13 protein-coding genes are annotated in these 12784 nt (G+C 35.8%); 1 reads left to right on the forward strand and 12 read right to left on the reverse strand.

Annotated features, from left to right (window positions below):
- Nucleotides 1-124 precede the first annotated feature (124 nt).
- Entirely contained in the window at nucleotides 125-937 is an 813-nt protein-coding gene (locus PYW36_RS07965) for an inositol monophosphatase family protein (RefSeq protein WP_037571744.1), read from the reverse strand.
- 115 nt (nucleotides 938-1052) lie between these two features.
- On the opposite strand from PYW36_RS07965, the gene PYW36_RS07970 reads away from it, so the two are divergent.
- Nucleotides 1053-1664, forward strand: coding sequence for a YktB family protein (locus tag PYW36_RS07970; protein WP_103159659.1), 612 nt, complete (start codon nucleotides 1053-1055; stop codon nucleotides 1662-1664).
- Between the two features lie 288 nt (nucleotides 1665-1952).
- Here the strand turns inward: PYW36_RS07970 and PYW36_RS07975 are convergent, their stop codons facing one another.
- The 11 genes from PYW36_RS07975 to PYW36_RS08025 all read right to left on the reverse strand — a co-directional run bounded on the left by PYW36_RS07975 (nucleotide 1953) and on the right by PYW36_RS08025 (nucleotide 12781).
- Entirely contained in the window at nucleotides 1953-2759 is an 807-nt protein-coding gene (locus PYW36_RS07975; protein WP_037571746.1) for a DUF4064 domain-containing protein, read from the reverse strand.
- 241 nt (nucleotides 2760-3000) lie between these two features.
- The gene (gene auxB / locus PYW36_RS07980; protein ID WP_103159432.1) at nucleotides 3001-4068 is read right to left on the reverse strand and encodes a lipoteichoic acid stability factor AuxB; all 1068 of its coding nucleotides are present in this window, start codon (nucleotides 4066-4068) and stop codon (nucleotides 3001-3003) included.
- A gap of 64 nt (nucleotides 4069-4132) precedes the next feature.
- On the reverse strand, nucleotides 4133-5203 hold the full coding sequence (locus PYW36_RS07985) for an ABC transporter substrate-binding protein (RefSeq protein ID WP_103159433.1): 1071 nt from the start codon (nucleotides 5201-5203) through the stop codon (nucleotides 4133-4135).
- A complete protein-coding gene (locus tag PYW36_RS07990) occupies nucleotides 5200-6012 on the reverse strand; it encodes an ABC transporter permease (RefSeq protein WP_103159434.1) in 813 nt (270 codons plus the stop codon). Before PYW36_RS07990 ends, PYW36_RS07985 begins: the two co-directional genes overlap by 4 nt.
- Nucleotides 6009-6815, reverse strand: coding sequence for an ABC transporter permease (locus PYW36_RS07995; RefSeq protein WP_103159435.1), 807 nt, complete (start codon nucleotides 6813-6815; stop codon nucleotides 6009-6011). The genes PYW36_RS07990 and PYW36_RS07995 overlap by 4 nt, the downstream gene beginning before the upstream one ends.
- Nucleotides 6802-7902, reverse strand: a complete 1101-nt coding sequence (locus PYW36_RS08000) for an ABC transporter ATP-binding protein (RefSeq protein ID WP_103159436.1) — start codon at nucleotides 7900-7902, stop codon at nucleotides 6802-6804. Before PYW36_RS08000 ends, PYW36_RS07995 begins: the two co-directional genes overlap by 14 nt.
- A gap of 11 nt (nucleotides 7903-7913) precedes the next feature.
- Nucleotides 7914-8453 carry a helix-turn-helix domain-containing protein gene (locus tag PYW36_RS08005; RefSeq protein WP_037571758.1) on the reverse strand — a complete coding sequence of 180 codons (540 nt, stop codon included), beginning with the start codon at nucleotides 8451-8453 and terminating at the stop codon, nucleotides 7914-7916.
- Between the two features lie 102 nt (nucleotides 8454-8555).
- Complete coding sequence (locus tag PYW36_RS08010) at nucleotides 8556-8828, reverse strand: UPF0223 family protein (RefSeq protein ID WP_037571766.1); 273 nt, start codon at nucleotides 8826-8828, stop codon at nucleotides 8556-8558.
- Nucleotides 8829-8921: 93 nt separating this feature from the next.
- Nucleotides 8922-10328, reverse strand: a complete 1407-nt coding sequence (lpdA, locus tag PYW36_RS08015; RefSeq protein WP_103159437.1) for a dihydrolipoyl dehydrogenase — start codon at nucleotides 10326-10328, stop codon at nucleotides 8922-8924.
- 3 nt (nucleotides 10329-10331) lie between these two features.
- A complete protein-coding gene (locus PYW36_RS08020) occupies nucleotides 10332-11621 on the reverse strand; it encodes a dihydrolipoamide acetyltransferase family protein (protein ID WP_103159438.1) in 1290 nt (429 codons plus the stop codon).
- A gap of 182 nt (nucleotides 11622-11803) precedes the next feature.
- Nucleotides 11804-12781 carry an alpha-ketoacid dehydrogenase subunit beta gene (locus PYW36_RS08025; RefSeq protein ID WP_103159439.1) on the reverse strand — a complete coding sequence of 326 codons (978 nt, stop codon included), beginning with the start codon at nucleotides 12779-12781 and terminating at the stop codon, nucleotides 11804-11806.
- Nucleotides 12782-12784 lie beyond the last annotated feature (3 nt).

Raw genomic sequence — 12784 nt, forward strand, 5'->3', positions numbered from 1 at the left:
TGCCCACCTCGTCAACTTGAATACATTGAAAATATCACTCATTATTTATCACACACTAGCTTTCATAACATGAAAATATCAGAATTTTGAAGCCCCATATAGTAACAAGCGAGACTTCCACTTTTTATTTGAATCGTTGTTGGAGTTCTCGTAAAACATCTTGTTGCGGTTGTAAATAATGGGTCAATATTTCTTCATGAATCGCTGGGTTCCCGATTAACACTGTACTGTGTGTCGTAATAGATAAAGCCTCTCCTAAAAAGCTCGTCCCTTTTCCTCCAACTTCTTGTAAAATAATTAATCCACCTGCATAATCCCATGGATGTAAACGCGGTGTAATGTAAGCAGAAAGTAAACCAGTCGCCACATACACAATCTCTAAAGCGGCAGAACCATAAGCTCTCGCTGTTCTTGAATCTTGTATAATAGGTTGTAATATGGCGCCCATTTGAGGCTTAGTTAACCAATTAGGATTTAAACCTACAATACTTTCTTTCAAAGCGGTGGATTGTAATGATGGGAGAGGTGTTTCGTTTTTATAAGCGCCTTTATTTGCTTTTGCATGATATAAAATATCTCTCATTACATCATAAACAAAACCTGCATACGCTTGTCCATCTTTGAATATTCCAATTGAAATAGCAAAATTTTGTTTCTGATGGATAAAATTTAATGTCCCATCAATAGGATCAATCACCCAAACTACGCCTTCCGTCGAATCAATGTCGTGACCATGACCTTCTTCTCCAATAATTTTATGATGAGGATATTGTGCTTGAATTTGATTAACAATAAATGTTTCTACAGATTTATCTACATTGGTCACTAAATCGTTGGGATTTGATTTAGCCTCTATTTCAAGATCTTCATTCATCCATTTACGAATATTATTTCCAGCTTCTAAAACTAAATTTTTAGCGAAATCATATAAATGCATCAGCATCACTCCTAGTTGTCTTACATTATACAATAAATCATTATATTATGAATGTTTTAGAAACTAAGTTATGCTATAAATAATCTAAAAAAACTGCAACTTAGGAGGAACAATAATGACAAAATATACGTTCAGTCCCAAAGACTTCAAAGTGTTTCAAGTAGAAGGATTAGAGGCGCGTATGACGGCTTTAGATGAACATATCCGTCCACAATTTTATCAACTTAGCGATTATTTTACGGAGTATTTAAAAACAATGACAGGTGAAACGTTTTATGCTCATGTTGCAAAACATGCACGTCGCACGGTCAATCCTCCGAAAGATACTTGGGTCGCTTTTGCAACAAATCAACGGGGGTACAAAATGCAACCGCATTTTCAAATCGGTCTTTTTGAAGATCACTTATTTGCCATGTATGGCGTTATGCATGAAGATAAAAATAAAGCAGAAGACGTTAAAATTTTCGAAGACAAGCTAGACACTTTAATGCACTTACCTGAAGACTTTCAAATCTCATTAGATCACACGCAACCTGACAAGTCGAAAATTAGCCACTTATCACAAGAAGATGTATTAAAAGGGATTCAACGTGCGCAAAGCGTTAAAAAGGGTGAATTTTTCATCGCCCGAGCATTAAAACCAAATGCTAAAGAATTAAAAACAGATAAAGCTTTCATCGCCTTTTTAGAAGAAACTTTTGAACACTTATTAAAATTTTACAAATAAAATTGGAAAACTTCTTTTCCATGGTGAACTTAACTACTTAAAAAAACGCTATTTAGTCTTAACGAACCTTTTATCAAAGTTGGACTGAACAGAGCGTTTTTTTCTTTATAAATGGTCTCCTGACTAACAGTGATGACTTTTTCATCGTACGCTTCCACACTCCAGTTGTTTACTTTTAATAATGCCTCTTTATTTTGTAATACATTCTATCTATACCTAACCAAAAAAGACAAACTTTCCAAAGGTTAGGAAAGTTTGTCTCAAATTTAACAATGAAATATCAAATTATTAACGACGATCGTCTTTAAAATCATTGAAACGCTCTTTAGCCTCTGATCCTTTATCTTTTAAGTCACGTGGCTCATTGCGTAGATTTTGACGCTCATCACGGAAATCATGATCATTTTCGCGTACACCATTATTTTGACGATGCGTGTCATGATGTTCATTTGTATGATTTGTACGCGTTACATCATGATAGCCACGATTATGATCTACATCGTTAGTGTGACGTCCGTCTCTTTGAACGTCATGGTCTACTCGATGATGATCTTCATTCGTGTGACGGTAGCGCTCTTCATCATGATTACGACGAGGTTCTTGCGCATAACGCGCATCTGTGTGATGATTTTTTGGTTTACGTACAAGTAACATAATACCTGCAATTAACCATAAAATCGCAACAATTAAACTAGCGCTTAAGAATAAAGCAAGTAATGCTGCAACAATTAATAAAATACCTGCTAAGATACGTTTTTTAAATAAAAACGCTGCTATGAGTGCAAGAATTAACGGAATCCCCACAGTAAATAACATCGGGATAATATTTTGACTTTGCTCAGTCAATTGTGAAGGATCTTGACCTTGTTGTTGTAATTGCTGTTGAATTTCTTTGTTTTGTAATAACTTTGGAAGTTGAGAACCGAAACCAATGATTAATAACGCCCATAATGCATGGAGGACGATACCAATCCATGTTAAAACTTTCTCAACTGTACGTTTAAACGGTTTGTAATTCTGATGATTACCATAATGCGCGCGATCATTATTCATATTTTGCGCATGAGATGTTTCATAAGTATATTTATCTGCCATAATTCAATACCTCCTTACTGCTTTTATTACCCTATCTCACAAGTATAAACGCACAAATTATAAAAGTTTGCAAAATTCAAAGAGTAATCTATTATTTATAAGTTATAATATAGCTATTAAATTAAAGCGATGTATTGAATCAGTCCAGTTAATGACTTGCTTTAAACGCTTATTTGAATGACTTTACCAAAAAAGCAGCAATGTTCATTTATAAATGACATTACTGCTTTTTTGTAAATATTTATTGATTCCTATTTTCGTCTTCATGCGTACGTTCGTGTTGTACTTGTTTACGATAATCATAATTTTGACGACGTTGAGAGGAAGCACTCGGACGTAATTTTCGTTGCTCTTTTTCATGTGCTTTACGCGCTTTGCGTGCCTCTTTTTTCTCTGCTTTGATTTGTGCACGTTCTTCTTTACGTTGTTGTTTTAACGCTGCTTTGTCGTCATTTTGAAAATCGTCCATTTCATCAGTATTGCCTACCCCATTGGTTCTAGAATCAAAAGTATGCGTTGATTCTTGGTGACGGGATTCAGAACGTGTTTGATATGAAATTTCAGGCTCTTCTGGTTCACTGAAACTTTCTTCTTGAGGAGCTTCCGATGCTTTAGTTGTTTTGTGATGGTATTTTGCTGTACGTGAAAGTACTGGGCGTTCTGAATGCGTGTCATTGTCTTCATTTGACGTTGCATGATTTTGAGATGTTATTGTTCTATCGCTGTTATCTCGGCGTTCATCTGCAATTGAAGATGTGGGTTGTGCATATACCTTTTCCTCGTTATTCATACGTTCATGACCAAACTCTTTGTCACGATAATTTTCTTCATACGGAACATCATAATAACGTGCAGCCGGAATCACTTTGTCTTTACGTGCAAACATCATTATCGCAACGATGATAAAAAATAGAGGTACTAAAATAAAAAACAAAGGTACCGTTAAAATCGCAACAAGTAAAAAAAGTAGTCCTGACACAATACGGTGTTTCATTGAAATCAATGCAAGGAATGAAATCAATAGACATACTATTAAATAGACAATAAATGCCCATACGCCATTTTGCATTGAGATGACAAATTGTGTCGCGGTTAAGTTGTTATTTGCTAAAAATGTTTGTATTGTTTGGTTATTTGCAATACCATTTTCGATATTTTGTATTGAATTTTCATTGCTAAATAATACCAATCCAAAAAACATGGCAATGATTGTCGTTAGAAGTAATAACGCCCAACTTAACCAACCCAGAATTTTTTCAGCAATGCGACTGACAGGTCTTGTCACCTGTTGGTACGCTTCATAAGCCATAATTTCACTCCTTATTGTACTTTGTAACCTATATTATATCTAAACTCTTCCAAAATAACTAGAATCATAACCCCATTTTGAAATTAAGGAATCTTTCATTATATTCGTTCAACACTTGAGGACCTAAATCTTTATAAACTTCAAGTCTACGTTGCTCTTCAGGTGTAGGATAGATTCTATGATCTTCTCGTGTTTCTTTTGGAAGCAGGGATTTTGCTGTCTTATTCGGTGTGCCATATTCTACCCACTCGGTATTTTGTTTATTCACTTTTGGATCTAGCATAAAATTAATAAACTTGTGTGCGCCTTCCACATTTTGAGAAGTTTTTGGAATGACCATATTATCAAACCATAAATTTGAACCTTCTTTTGGAACTTTATAATCAAAACGGTCGTCACTCGTGAATATAGGTGCTGCAGAGCCACTCCATAAAACTGCAACGCCAGCTTCATGCTGTTCTAACATCATGGAAACTTCATCTCCAACAACACCTTTTATGGAAGGAGCAAAAGATTTTAATTCAGTTTCCGCTTCTTGTAAATGTTTAGGGTTTGTATCATTCAAACTATACCCTAAACTATTCAGAGATAGTCCCATAATTTCTCGGGCACCATCGACAAATATAACATCATTTTTCAAGCGTGGATTTTTTAAATCTTGCCAACTATCAAATTTTATATCAGGATACTTCGTTTTATTATAAATAATTCCGACAGTTCCAAAAAAGTACGGCATAGAATACGTATTATGCGGATCAAATGGTTGATTCATAAAATGCGAATCTAAATGCTTCATATTGGGGATTTTCTCTTTATCAAGCGGTTTTAATAAATGGGCTTTTCGCATTTTCTCAATTGTATAATCACTTGGAAAAGCCACATCGTAACTCGTTCCCCCATTTCGAATTTTAGCTTCCATTGCTTCATTAGAGTCAAATGTTTCATAAATCACTTTAATGCCTGTTTCTTTTTCAAATTGTTGAATTAATTCAGAATCTATATATTCTCCCCAATTATAGACATACAATTTTTCTTGTTTCTTTTGACCCACGTCATGATTAATCCAATATCCGATTGCCAAAAAAAGTATGCCTGCTATAAGCGCGCCCCCTATTAATTGTATGAGTTGTTTCATAACGACATCCCCCTTTTATGCTCGACTGTACGTTTATGACGTTGTTTTAACCATTGATATAAAGCTAATCCAAGCATAATCAGGAGAAAGAGCAATGTTGAAATTGCATTAATTTCCATACTAATACCACGACGTGCCATTGAATAGACTTCGACAGATAATACACTAAATCCATTACCTGTCACGAAGAAACTGACTGTAAAGTCATCTAAGGAATACGTGAGTGCCATAAAAAAGCCCCCAATGATTCCTGGCATTAATTGCGGTATCACGATACGACTCAACACTTGAAAATCAGAGGCACCTAAATCACGCCCCGCATCTAAAATAGAATCGTTCATTTCGTATAATTTAGGCAAAATCACGATGACCACGATAGGAATACAAAACGCGATATGCGAAATTAGCACGGATGTAAATCCTAGTCCAAAGCCTGTGACATGACCAATGGCTGTAAACATGATTAAAAATGATGCACCAATAACAACATCTGATGAAACCATTAACACATTATTTAAAGTCAAAAAAGATATTTTAAGGGATTGATTTCTAATTTGATATAACATGAATGCCCCAAACAAACCAATCAACGTCGAAATAGCCGCGGCGATAAGTGCAACTGCAATTGTGTTGAAAACAACTTCTAATAGACGGGCGTTACCAAAAAGCGTCGCATAATGTTCTAATGTAAATCCTCCAAAGTGAACCATATTACCTTCACTATTAAAGGAATAAAACATGAGATAGAAAATGGGTAAATACAACACAACTAATAAACCAATCAAATAACTTTTACCTATCCATTTCATCGCGATGCACCTCCCTTATGTTTTGTACGTGTCAGTATAAGTAGAAGTGCCATGAACAACACGAGAAATAGTGCTATTGTTGAACCCATGCCATAATTTTGAATGACTAAAAATTGTTCTTCAATAGCTGTACCAATGTTTACCACTTTATTACCAGCGATTAAGCGCGTAATCATAAATAGCGATAAAGCCGGTATAAATGTGACTTGTATGCCTGTCTTAATGCCTTCTTTGGATAAAGGTAAGAGTACTTTGCGCATCGTCGTGAACGTGTTAGCACCTAAATCTTGCGCTGCATAAAAAAGTTGATTGTTAATATCTTTCATACTGTTATAGATTGGCAATAACATAAACGGAATATAAATATACGCAGAAACAATAACGAACGCAGGCGCTGTAAATAATAATCCTTGTGAAGGCAAATGTAAGGCATTCAAAATACGGTTGATAAGTCCATCTTGACTGAAAATACCGATAAATGCATAAGTCTTAAGAAGTAAATTCATCCAAGTCGGAATAATCATCACCAAAAGCCACGTTCCCGCATGCCGTGATTGTCGAATAAAATAGGCTGCCGGATAACTAATCAATAAACACACTAACGTTATGATAGCAGCATATAAAACAGACTCTGCAAACATGTACATATAACGCATAGTGAAAAACTGTTGATAGTTTTCAAAGGAAAAATGACCTTGTTGGTCTACAAAAGAAAAGTAACACAGCAAAATAACAGGAATTATAATAAATACAAGCATCCATAAAAAATAAGGGATAGCTAACCATCGACTAATATTTTTCATAATCTACGTCTCCATAACCTTCAATACGTCTATCAAATTCCTCTTCGGTTTCACCTGGAACCATGATATGAATCGCAACAGGATCAAAAAATAACCCGACTTTATCATTAATTTCCGCATTTTTAGTAGATTGTATCGTCCATTGGTAACCTTGTTCATCAATACATGTAATTTCGTAATGGACACCCCTAAACAAAGTTGAATGAACCGTCGCCTTGAATAACCCTTCTGAGGCATCAATTAACGAAATATCCTCAGGACGGATAATCACATCTACTTTCTTACCTGCTGGAATATCTTTATCGACGCAATCAAAATCTTGGCCATAAATATTGACCACATAGTCTTTCACCATACGCCCTTCGACTATATTAGATTCTCCGATAAAATCTGCAACATATCGGTTGACCGGCTCATCATAAATATCTAGTGGCGTTCCGAACTGCTCAATATTCCCTTCACGCATGACAAAGATATAGTCACTTAGCGCTAATGCTTCTTCTTGATCATGTGTAACAAACACAAACGTAATGCCTAGTCTTGATTGCAATTCGCGTAACTCATACTGCATTTCGGTACGTAATTTTAGATCTAAAGCGGATAAAGACTCATCTAATAATAAAATTTCAGGTTCATTCACAATCGCACGCGCAATCGCAATTCGTTGTTTTTGTCCCCCACTTAAAGATTGAATGTCGCTTTCAACATACTGTTCTAATTTGACAAGTTTCAAAGCTTCATAGACTTTCGTACGGATAGATTGCTTATCCATTTTTTTCATTTTCAAACCAAAAGCCACATTTTCATAGACATTTAAATGAGGAAATAACGCATAATCTTGGAAGACTGTATTGACTTGACGTTTATTTGGGGGAAGATTATTTATTGTTTTACCTTGATAAACAATTTGTCCCTCATCCGCTTGTTCAAAGCCTGCAATCAATTTAAGTATCGTAGTTTTACCACATCCTGAAGGTCCTAAAATCGTGTAAAAGTGCCCTGTTTCGATATCTAAATCGATGCCCTTTAATATGGTTTTCCCTTGATATTTTTTGGTTACATTGTGAAAAGATAATAATGTAGTCAAAGTTTTTCCTCCTATAAATACGATGACGTAGCGACAATCATCACCCGTACTTCTGTATCTTTTTCATTTAAAAGTTGATGTTGTTTTGTCGCTTTAAAATAAAGCGCATCCCCAGTTCTCGCTTGATACTTTTCGTTTCCTAATTTCAGTGTGACACAGCCCTTCATACAATAGATAAACGTATCAGAGTAAGAAGGCTCAAACAATTTATAAGAAGATTTTGGCTTAAGTGTGAGCAATAAAGGTTCCATCTCAAATTCATTCGATGTCTTAACTGGCCACTGTAAAAAGTACCCTTTATCGTATTCATCATAAGTAAGTTGTTCTGCTTTGGGATAATGAATTTTATCGACTTGCTTTTCATCAAAAAATTCAGCCGGCGTTGTTCCTAATACTTCTAGTAAGTTTAAAAATGTTTCCATACTCGGTGAAGTTTTATCACTCTCAATTTGAGAAATATAGCCCTTAGATAAATCTGTGCGTTCTCCAAGCTCTTCTTGCGTTAAATTTTTAAGTTGCCTTAAATTTTTTAATTTCTGTCCTATGTTCATATATGTCTCCTAAAAAAAGCTGCATTTTGTTTACTTTTACTAAACATAAAGTTTAATGCTTAATAAAAATACCAAAATACAGCTTAAATTACAATAGGCTATTTAATTGTCAGACAACGTTTTTTGATCAGGATAATTTTTTGCTTGTTGTACTACTTTATAGCTATCATAGCCACTTGTTTTTTTAAATTCTTCAAAAATATTTTTCTCGTCTGCTTTCCCTGGAACGACCTTTTTAAAAACTTGATAACGATTCATGACGACGTCTCGTTCAATGGAGGATTCGTAATAAGATTCGATTGCATTAAAAAATTCAATCACTTGAATTATCTCTTCTTGTGACCACTCAACATCGATAGGGTATGGGTACTCCATATTTGTCCCTCCTCTATTTGTTTATATCAAAATGAAGGGCGAAGACAATAATTCGTCCTCGCCCTTATAAAAACGATATCTTTATTTACACAATTACATTGTATGAATTGGTAAACCGATTGCTTTTTCAGCAGCTTCCATGCTCATTTCACCTAATGTTGGGTGAGCATGTACTGTTAATGCGATGTCTTCAGCATTCATTCCTGCTTCAATAGCAAGACCTAATTCTGAAATAACATCTGATGCACTTGTACCTACAACTTGAGCTCCGATTAATGTATTGTCTTCTTTAAGTGTGATTAACTTAACGAAACCAGTTGTATCATTTAATGATAATGCACGACCATTCGCTTGATACGGGAATTTAGAAGCTTTATATTCAATGCCTTCTTCTTTTGCTTGAGCTTCAGTGTAACCCACTTGTGCAAGTTCTGGTTCAGTGAAACATACTGCAGGCATACCGATGTAATCTACTTCGGCATTTTGACCTGAAATCGCTTCTGCAGCAATTTTTGCTTCGTAGCTTGCTTTATGTGCAAGTGGTAAACCAGGTACGATATCACCAATCGCATAGATAGTATCTACAGAAGAACGGCTTTGTTTGTCAACTTCGATTAAACCACGATCTGTAAGTTTAATACCTACTTCTTCAAGACCTAATTCGTCTGTATTCGGACGACGACCTACAGTTACTAATACGTAGTCAGCGTCGATTGTTTTCTCTTCGCCTTTAACTTCGTAAGTCACTTTTACGCCGTTTTCTGTTTCTTCAGCAGATTTTGCTAAAGCTTCAGTTTCGATTTTCATACCTTTAGCTTTCATTGCTTTTTTAACCGGTTGTGTCATTTGTTTTTCAAAACCGCCTAAAATATCTTTCGCACCTTCAAGAATAGTAACTTCTGTACCAAAGTTAGCATAAGCTGTACCAAGTTCAGAACCGATGTATCCGCCACCTACGACAACTAATTTCTTAGGTACTTCTTTAAGGTTTAAAGCACCAGTAGAGTCTAAGATACGTCCGCCAAATTTGAAGTTAGGAATTTCAATTGGACGAGAACCTGTAGCAATAATCGCGTTTTTGAAATTGTAAGTTTGAGCACTTTTTTCATCCATTACGCGTAAGCTATTTTTATCATGGAAGTAAGCTTCACCTTTAACGATTTCTACTTTATTTCCTTTTAATAAAGATTCAACACCACTCGTTAATTTGTTAACAACTGAACTTTTGAACTCTTGTACTTTACCGAAATCTAAAGATACATTTTCAGCAGTAACCCCTAAGTCAGCACCGTGTTGCGCTTGTTCAAAACGGTGTGAAACGTTTAGTAATGCTTTTGAAGGAATACAACCTACGTTTAAGCATACGCCACCTAAGTTACCTTTTTCGACGATTGTTACTTTTTGACCTAATTGCGCTGCACGAATAGCTGCAACGTATCCACCAGGACCTGCCCCGATAACAATAGTATCTGTTTCAATTGGAAAATCTCCGACTACCATATTTTACCCCTCCATTAATAATAATTCTGGATTGTTAAGTAAACGCTTGATGTGGTTCATTGCATTTTGACCAGTAGCTCCGTCAATTTGTCTATGGTCAAAGCTTAATGACAATGATAATACTGGTGCTGCAATAATTTCTCCATCTTTAACGATAGGTTTTTGCGCAATACGGCCAATACCTAAAATCGCTACTTCTGGATGATTAATAACTGGTGTAAACCATTGTCCACCTGCTGAGCCGATGTTACTGATTGTACATGTTGCACCTTTCATTTCCTCAGAAGTTAATTTACCATCACGTGCTTTAACAGCAAGTTCGTTAATTTCGTCTGAAATTTGGAAAATAGATTTACGGTCTGCATGTTTAACAACAGGCACTAATAAACCTCTTTCAGTATCTGCTGCGATACCGATATTCCAGTAGTGTTTGTGTACAACTTCACCTGCTTCTTCATTGAATGAAGTGTTAAGTGCTGGGTATTTTTTAAGTGCTGAAACTAATGCTTTAACAACATATGGTAAGAATGTTAATTTCGTACCTTGTTCAGCTGCGATTTCTTTAAATTTCTTACGGTGATCCCATAATTCTTGAACATCAATTTCATCCATTAATGTTACGTGAGGTGCTGTATGTTTAGAGTTAACCATTGCTTTAGCAATCGCTTTACGCATTGCAGGGATTTTTTCAGTAGTTTCTGGGAAGTCTCCTGCAGGTGCTGCTGTTGGTGCTGTTTCTTGTGTAGATTCAGCAGGTGTTGATGCTGTTTCTTCAGTAGTTGCAGCTTGGCCACCACCATTTAAGTATGCATCCACATCTTCTTTAGTAATTCTACCATTTTTACCTGTACCATTAACAGCTTTAATATTTACATTGTTATCGCGAGCATATTTACGTACTGAAGGCATCGCTTTAACTTTTTTGTTTTCATCTAAGTCTTCATTTGCTGGTGCTTGTTGAGGTGCTTCTTCTTTTGCTTCCTCTTTTACTTCTTCTTTGCTGTCATTTGAGCTTTCGTCATCATGACCGCCTTTGAATTGCATTTCTTCAGCATCAGGTGCATCAATTTTAACAATTGTATCCCCTACAACTGCCACTGTACCTTCTTCAACAAGAACGTCTTCAATTGTACCTGCTACAGGTGAAGGAATTTCAACGACAGATTTGTCGTTTTGTACTTCACATAGTACATCATCTTCTTCGATTTTATCTCCAGCTTTTACAAACCACTTTACAATTTCACCTTCGTGGATACCTTCACCAATATCTGGTAATTTAAATTCAAATGCCACTTTGTTTCCTCCTAATTAATCATTTTGATTGATAAGTTGTAACGGCATAAAGGAATGTTAGAGATCGTCGCAAATCAGTAAGAGAAGTAATTGTACCTTCATTCTTAACATAGATCGCATTTCAATCATGATGATTGTCTCTAACAATTCCTATATACCCCATTATGACTTCATTCAGTTAATTAAAATTCAAGTGTTTCTTTTGCTTTTTCTAAGATGTCATTTTTATTTGGTAACCAAACATTTTCAGCTTGTGTAAATGGATAAACTGTATCTGGTGCAGAAACACGTCCGATAGGTGCTTCTAATGAAAGTATAGCGCGCTCTGATAATTCAGAAACCACATTTGCACCCACACCTGCTTGTTTTTGTGCTTCTTGAGCGACAACCACGCGTCCAGTTTTTTCTGTTGATTTAACAATCGTATCAATATCAAGTGGTTGAATTGTACGTAAGTCAATCACTTCAACAGAATGACCTTCTTTTTCAAGTTCTTCTGCAGCTTTTAATGATTCTTGAACCATTGCACCATATGCGATGATTGTTAAGTCTGAACCTTCACGTTTAACGTTCGCTTTACCAAGTTCAATTGTATATTCTTCTTCAGGTACATCTTCACGGAATGAACGATATAATTTCATATGTTCTAAGAAGACAACTGGATCATTGCTACGGATACTTTCGATAAGTAAACCTTTAGCATCATATGGACCAGATGGAATAACAACTTTAAGACCAGGTGATTGCGCTAATAGACCTTCTAAGTTATCAGCGTGTAATTCTGGTGTGTGTACACCCCCACCGAATGGTGTACGAATTGTAACTGGTGCTGTTTTTGAGTTACCAGAACGGAAACGGTGACGTGCAATTTGACCTGCAATTGAGTCAAATACTTCGAATACGAAACCTAAGAATTGTACTTCCATAATTGGACGATAACCTTGTGTTGTTAAACCTAATGCTAATCCACCAATACCAGATTCAGCTAAAGGTGTATCGAAAACGCGGTCTTCACCGAATTCTTTTTGTAAACCTTCAGTTACACGGAATACACCACCATTAACACCTACGTCTTCACCAAAAATCAAAGTGTTTTCGTCATTTTTAAGTTCAGTTGCTAGCGCATTGTTAATCGCTTGAACCATTGTCATTTGTGCCATGGC

It is taken from the genome of Staphylococcus chromogenes, from assembly GCF_029024625.1.
GTDB classification, from domain to species: Bacteria; Bacillota; Bacilli; order Staphylococcales; family Staphylococcaceae; genus Staphylococcus; species Staphylococcus chromogenes.

What these genes read in the sequence shown, in the direction of transcription:
- PYW36_RS08025 (WP_103159439.1), bottom strand. Translation starts at nt 12,781, where the DNA reads ATGGCACAAATGACAATGGTTCAAGCGATTAACAATGCGCTAGCAACT.
- PYW36_RS07995 (WP_103159435.1), bottom strand. Translation starts at nt 6,815, where the DNA reads ATGAAAAATATTAGTCGATGGTTAGCTATCCCTTATTTTTTATGGATG.
- PYW36_RS07970 (WP_103159659.1), top strand. Translation starts at nt 1,053, where the DNA reads ATGACAAAATATACGTTCAGTCCCAAAGACTTCAAAGTGTTTCAAGTA.
- auxB (WP_103159432.1), bottom strand. Translation starts at nt 4,068, where the DNA reads ATGGCTTATGAAGCGTACCAACAGGTGACAAGACCTGTCAGTCGCATT.
- PYW36_RS07990 (WP_103159434.1), bottom strand. Translation starts at nt 6,012, where the DNA reads ATGAAATGGATAGGTAAAAGTTATTTGATTGGTTTATTAGTTGTGTTG.
- lpdA (WP_103159437.1), bottom strand. Translation starts at nt 10,328, where the DNA reads ATGGTAGTCGGAGATTTTCCAATTGAAACAGATACTATTGTTATCGGG.
- PYW36_RS08005 (WP_037571758.1), bottom strand. Translation starts at nt 8,453, where the DNA reads ATGAACATAGGACAGAAATTAAAAAATTTAAGGCAACTTAAAAATTTA.
- PYW36_RS07965 (WP_037571744.1), bottom strand. Translation starts at nt 937, where the DNA reads ATGCATTTATATGATTTCGCTAAAAATTTAGTTTTAGAAGCTGGAAAT.
- PYW36_RS07985 (WP_103159433.1), bottom strand. Translation starts at nt 5,203, where the DNA reads ATGAAACAACTCATACAATTAATAGGGGGCGCGCTTATAGCAGGCATA.
- PYW36_RS08010 (WP_037571766.1), bottom strand. Translation starts at nt 8,828, where the DNA reads ATGGAGTACCCATACCCTATCGATGTTGAGTGGTCACAAGAAGAGATA.
- PYW36_RS07975 (WP_037571746.1), bottom strand. Translation starts at nt 2,759, where the DNA reads ATGGCAGATAAATATACTTATGAAACATCTCATGCGCAAAATATGAAT.